Origin of the sequence: Ruminococcus sp. CAG:57 (assembly GCF_000435935.1) — a bacterium.
Classification (GTDB): domain Bacteria; phylum Bacillota; class Clostridia; order Oscillospirales; family Ruminococcaceae; genus Hominimerdicola; species Hominimerdicola aceti.
Window position 1 is genome coordinate 1 of record NZ_FR890775.1, and the last position, 6,522, is coordinate 6,522.

The following is a 6,522-nucleotide window of genomic DNA, read 5'->3' on the forward strand; positions in this document are numbered from 1 at the left end:
CGTGCCGAGGGTTCGAATCCTTCTGCCCCTGCCAGAGTGTTTTATAAGTCGTAGTCGTTTTGTCTGCGACTTTTTTTGTTTATCTTCTACAAATTTTGCAGTATCAATTTGTATAAAGATACGAATTATTGGAAACTTATAAATAAAACTATTGACAAAATTATGATGTTGATTTACGATATGAGTGTACACGAAAAACATCATATTTTGACATTGGACAATAATGGTATTCATATCTGCTTTGCTTTAATTGGTATATTAGGTCGCTTTTTGATGTTTTTCAAAAGGTGGCTTTTTTATTTATATGGTAAAAGGAGTGGCAGATTTGAATGAGTTGGATTTTGACTTGATGGTACGATTGATAGCATGTGGGCTGTTTGAGAAACGGCAGTGTAACGATAAGTATAGTTACAGTAGCAAGCTTTTTGCTGGGATAAATAGGCTTGCAGCTTTGGCGGCTGTGAATGAGCAATATGATATGCTTTCAGATCTCCATGAATGTGCTTTTATTGAGAATTATGCTGTGAAGCCCGTGAAAACGTGGTTTGAGGGGTGGAATAATTATTTTGTCAAAATGGTGGAAAAGTTTGATCTTTATCATATAAATGCGCTGATAGAGTTAAGTGAAAATCGTAGATATACTCTCACCGACGATTGCGTTGATCTTATTTCTGATTTAGAGAAAGATTACGCAAATGACTTGGAACAGCGTTACATTTATTCTCTTTTGTCTAAGCTTTCCAACGAGTTGTATGTGGCTGTGCGTCGGTTTATTGTGGAAAATCCAATTTGCGCTGATGAAAAAATGAGTGAATTTAAAATGGAGCATTGTCAAGACTTTAAGATGATAAATAAGATATTCTCGGAAGCCTACGAAAATGTTCCAAACGGGAGTTATGTTTGTCCGAAATGCGGTTGGACAATGACTTTTTATGGTGTGCAGGCACAGTGCTGTAATAAAAGTTGTTTGAAAAATATACCGAAAAAAGATGATTTGAAGCCATTGAGATTTCAGGACGGCAATTGGCGGCTTAGGCATGGTGTTATGAGATATATGTGTTTGCCTGGGCAGTTGGAGTTGAAAATACAGAAAATTGCGGAAAAATGTGGTTGCGGGGCGGAGCTTTGGCCTGACAGAGATAAGTATGATGTAAAGATAACTTTGCCTGACGGGCAGGTTTGGGCTATTGACGCAAAGACCCACAGAAATCCTTATATGCTGAAAAAGAGCATTGAAAATGACTATGTTTTTACTTATACTAAGGCGCAAAAAGTTTTTTATGTTGTGCCTGACGATTGTTTGACGGATTATCCTGATTATTGCAAGATATGCAATGATGCGTTAGGAAGCAGTTTTCCTGATTCAATTGCTAAATGCGTTTCCATGAGAATTTTTTCAAAAGAGCTGAAAGGAGAGGTGGAAGATGTCAAGCTTAGAAACTATCAAAAGAAGTCTTAGAAATTATCTTCCAACTTCTGTGAATATTGATGATTTCATCAAGGCGGAAATGACCCTTGCTCTTTTGGAAAAATGCAAGCCTGAGGGTGACCCCACAAAGGCGTATCTTCTGCTTCATAATTACAGCCTTTTGGGTGAGGTAGTTTGCGATGAAACTGCTTTTCTGCTTCAAAAAGCTCACAGACTTTTACATTCTTGCAGTTCAAAGATGAATTGGGCAAAGGTTCTTGAAAATTACCGCAATGCTCAGTCCGAGTTTTGTTTGTATATTTTTACAGAGAAAATCGAAAAGGGCAGCAAGGTCTTGAAATTTGCCCGAAACACTGAGCTGGCAGTTGAGCCTGACCGTGCGGACGTTTACTTTGAATACATCAGAAAACACAAGGAAGATAGGCATTTTGAGTATGCAAAGGGCGGAAAATACAGCTACAGCATTAAGGACAAAAAAAGCTCCACTGTATATAGCGCTGATGTTAAAATACCTGACCGCACGCCGCAAATGCCTGTAAGTCCTCCGCCTAAGAAAACCAGAAAAAAGATAAGTGTTTCTACAGATGAGTTGCTTGCAAGTGCGGCTGAAATGGCTGAGAAAAAGCCTGATGATTATTGCTATGCTATACTCAAAAGCAACACCCTAAAAGCTGTCACGGAGGGCAATGTTAAGAGGGCGAAAAGGCTTGAGATCGACAAGATAACAAACCTTGTTGGCATGGTCGGTTCAGGAAAATCCACTCTTATGAAAGTGCTGTCTTATCATCTTGCAAAGGCTGATAAAAAGGTCGTTCTTGTGCTTGACACTGTTTCAAGTGTGCTGGAGATGTGTTCTTATTTATCTCAGTTTGGAGTTAGTGTTTCACCTGTGATAGGCAGGAGCGGACGTGAAAAATACATCGATCAGGTGGCGAAAGCTCATGAAAAATATTTGCAAAATGAGTATTCTAAGTATCTCACTGCCCCTTGTATTATCGACGGCATGGCAAAAAATAAGAGCGACAAAAGTTCTGCGCCAATGTTTGGAAACGAGCCGTGCAGGTCGCTTATGAAAAATAAAAAGCACTATAATTGCCCTTATATGGATATTTGCCCTGCGGTGAGAATGTACCGAGATGTTTATACGTCAAATGTTATCGTGACCACTGTGCAGGGGCTTGCGGCGATAAGGCTTTTGGGGGATAACAAGCTGTTTTTGGAATATGTGCTGGAGCAAGCCGACCTTGTGATATTTGATGAATGTGACAAGGTGCAGAAAACACTTGACGAGTTTTTCACACCGTCAGCAAGCTTTGATAAGTTTAGGCAGAATGCGGCGGCTTTGTGCAGTGAAGTCATGAATATGGATACAGAGGTACTTGAGAGCTTGGACGATAATGAAAAAGAATATGTTGATAAGCTTTCTATTTCTGTTAGGGTTTGTATGGCAGTTAGAAATGCTATAAACTCTTACGGCAGCAAGTGGCAGACCATACTTAGCAGGACGTTTTCGGCTGAGATACTTTATAACAGCCTTTGCAAAGATAATAAGGGCAATAAGTATATATCTGACAAGGCGTTGGCTCATATGCGACGTGTGACCCTTGGAATGGATAATGATAAGGATATTGAGTATTTGATGATGCTTGTACTATCTCAACAGAAAGAAAGTAAGAAATTATCCGAAGCATTTAATGATTGGCTCACGGACAATAACTGTAAGCCTGACAAGACTTTTTCTGACCATATCAAGCTTTATCTTGTGGTGGCGTCGTTCGATAATTACATCAGGGAGATAAGTGATTCCTATTTGTTTTTGCCGTATGAGCGGAAAACACAGCAGGAGCTTACTGACTTTTTGTCTACACGTTTTACCGCACAGCAGAAAATTCTCCCTTCATCTGCAATGGGTAATCTTTTCGGCATGAAGAACGATCCGCAAAAGGGGCTTATTCTTTACCGTCAATACGCATTCGGACGTGCGCTTATGGACCGTATGCCTTGGCTTCGGCTCACGGAGGAGGGTCAGCCCGCAGGACCTAATGTGCTGATGCTTTCAGGGTCAAGCTGGGCGGACGGCTGTTTGCAATATCATGTCAATGTGCCTGTGAAGTATCTTCTTGAAGCGGAGGAGTGGAAGCGCAGGAAGATAGCGGAGTCGAAAATGATAGACCTTGGAACGGCTATAAGAGTTTCAGGCAGTGGCAGTGAAGAACGTGAAGAGAACCTTACAGAGGTCATAAAAAAGATAATGAGGACAATAGAAGCGGAGCTTCGCTCTGAGGGAAAACTGCTTATGATAGTGAACAGTTACAGCGAAGCACAAACTGCGGCAAATTATCTCAACAGACTTTTGTCGAATGGAAAGACTGTGGCATGTATGTGCAGGGAAGCAGATGAATTTGACGAGAACATGATACTCAGGAGCGAGATTGCAGACTTTTCAGATCATTCGGCTGATATAATGGTAGCCCCTGCGCAGGCGATAGAGCGAGGTTACAATATCGTTGACAAGGACGGTCATTCGGCGTTTGGAAGCGTATTCTTTTTGGTGCGCCCAATGGAAGTTCCTGACGAGATATCTTCAAAATGCACAAAGTTAAACGGCTATCTTGAAAGACACTGTGTTCTGTCGGGGAAGAAAAACGCTTTTGACAGGGCGGCAAAGCTTCGCAGTGAAGCCACAAGGCAATGGTCGCTCATGGAACGTCAGGGGAAAATGCAGTTAAGCTCTCTTGACCCTGTGATGAAGCTTGACGTAACGGCAAGCTTGTTTGTGCTTATTTTGCAGATATTCGGACGGCTTTGCAGGATAACGGACGAGAGCAAGCCTGCGCCGAGAGTTTATTTTGCAGACGGAGCTTTTCGCCGTTCTGAGAAAAATACTGCAGGCTATGACCTGCTAAACGAGCTTATAGATTATCTTGACAGCATGATTGACAACAAAAAAACGGGAAAGATAGCAGAAACGCTTTATCAGCCGTTTTATGAAGCATTCAAAAAAGGAGTTGAAAAAAATGAATTCGCCGATATATCCGATGACATTTATTCCGAAGAAGAGGAATTTTAAGCTGTATTATCTTGCTTTTCCAAAGCCTTGGAAAGAACTGCTCATACAGTTGCAAGTTTCTGCTAACAAAAAATACGATCCGGAGTATTATATGAAGCTGTTCGGCTTGAAAGCATGCCTGAACGGGTGGCTTGACGAAGTTGTAAACGTGGGCAACATGAAAGCAAATTCTGATGACAGCAGGTGGTTCGTGTCTTTGAACGAGCCTGATGTTCATAAGATATGCAAGATAATGAAAATATGGGTCACGGCAGAATATGAGCTGAATGATAAGGCGACCTCGGAAACAAAGGCGATAGCAGAAAAGTTTAAAAGAGAGATAGACCCTGATGTGCTGAGACATGGTATCACCTCGGAAGAAGTTTGCCTTTTCAACGAGGACGGCACTGCGGCGGTGGACTATGCCTTTGACGCCTTTGCGCTGTATGTGGCGAACTCTCTTAATGGAAAGACCATACCCTTTTTCGGTCAGAAGCTTACGTTCAGCAATTGTGGCTTAAAAAAGCTTGTTAGCCAGCCTATAGAATATAAAGGTCAATACTATTCCTACGGGCTTGAATTTTCAGTTCAGACAACTCCGCCCCAGCGTGAGTGTATGCTTCTTGTTTTTCCAAGCGTGAAACGCTTTGTTTCAAATGCGTGGAAAAAGAAGATATATCTTAAAGAGAACATAAACGCTCTTGTGAAAATGTCTGAAAATAAATACAGAGTTATGAAAATGAAGCAGCAGCGAAAAAATATTGATAAAGAAAAGACAGAATATTTTCGTGATTGGAACTATGCTGACATAAACTGCTATGGGTTGTATCATAATAACTCAAATTTTCCTGCGGCGGACGAGGTGCTTAAACACCCTGAAATTTATGTGGGCAAAAATGCGAGACCGCAGATACTTTTGCCTTATAAATTCGGCATGGATTTCACTAATATGAATATCGGCACGGGCGTGTCTGTAAAGGAAAAATGTGAGTTTTATCATCAGCTGACGCCGCTTCTGAAAGATATAGCAGAGCCTATGGGCGAGGTGAAGTCTGTGCGGGCGATACATTATAATAAGCCTGACAAAAAGAAATTTGAGGCGGCTGATATCCAGAAAATGCGCAGAGAAAGGCTGAAAGTCTGCACGGGCAGGGATAAGATCACTCTTGAGATATACGGTCATGACAGCGACGAGCCTTTAAAAAACGCTATTATGGAGGATATCTGCCAGTATTTTGGCGACACGGACGGCTCAGATGTGAAAATAGAGATAGAAAAGCGCAGTATAGGCTCTCTTGGGGATATGATGAACGGCAAAAGCTATGAAGACCACCTTTTGCGCATAAAAAGGGTGCAGGAAAGCGTTGAGAAGTCGGCTGAGATAAAGGGCGCGGTGGTTATCCTGAAAAACACTTCTGAGGAAAAGGGCGACCCGAAAGCCGCACTGAGGGCAGGTTTTGCGGACACAAATCGCCTTACGCAGTTTATTGTCCCTGATGTTTTAGATGAGAAAGCTAAGGATAAGCCTTCAAAAAGCAGGATACATGGAGCGGTGCTGGATATTTTCAGACAGTTTGGATACACGGAATTTGCTGACAACAGGAACACAGTGAAAAATCCTGCCTGCGCCGCTGATGTGATAGGTGTGTATGCTTATCAGACTTTAAGACCTTTGTGGGCGGCTGAAAGCAAATCGCCGGAGTTGACGGCTAAGTTTCTGCCTGCGTATGTGACTTTCAACGCACGAAGCGGACAGGTAAAAGCCGAGTGCGGTCTGTTTGATGAAAGAGAGCTTTCTTATCCCGAAGCGCTTATTGCTTTTTCAAAGCTTTCAAGAAAGGACGATTTTGTAGACAAGTGCAATAAAGTCGCAAGGGGTGGATTTGTCACTAAGCTTTTGGGCTTGAGAGATCTTTATAAGGAAAGCGACGGACTTGTGCTTGTTTCTTGCAATGGTTTGACAAGAAATTTGTGGCATGGAATATCTGACACAAGCATTTCAGGCTACAATATGAAAAAGGCTTTTATTCCTGAGAAAATAAAG

At 41.8% G+C, this 6,522-nt stretch carries 3 protein-coding genes; all 3 read left to right on the plus strand.

The genetic code is table 11. From position 1 onward, the window contains the following. Nucleotides 1-325: 325 nt before the first annotated feature. Nucleotides 326-1,459, plus strand: a complete 1,134-nt coding sequence (locus tag QVO88_RS09530) for a hypothetical protein (RefSeq protein ID WP_022288250.1) — start codon at nucleotides 326-328, stop codon at nucleotides 1,457-1,459. Next, nucleotides 1,425-4,499: a hypothetical protein gene (locus tag QVO88_RS09535; RefSeq protein ID WP_022288251.1), complete on the plus strand. Its 3,075-nt coding sequence runs from the start codon at nucleotides 1,425-1,427 to the stop codon at nucleotides 4,497-4,499. The genes QVO88_RS09530 and QVO88_RS09535 overlap by 35 nt, the downstream gene beginning before the upstream one ends. Further along, nucleotides 4,447-6,522, plus strand: a 2,076-nt coding sequence (locus tag QVO88_RS09540; protein WP_288177970.1) for a DUF3962 domain-containing protein, incomplete at its 3' end; no start/stop codon positions are given. The genes QVO88_RS09535 and QVO88_RS09540, both read left to right, overlap by 53 nt.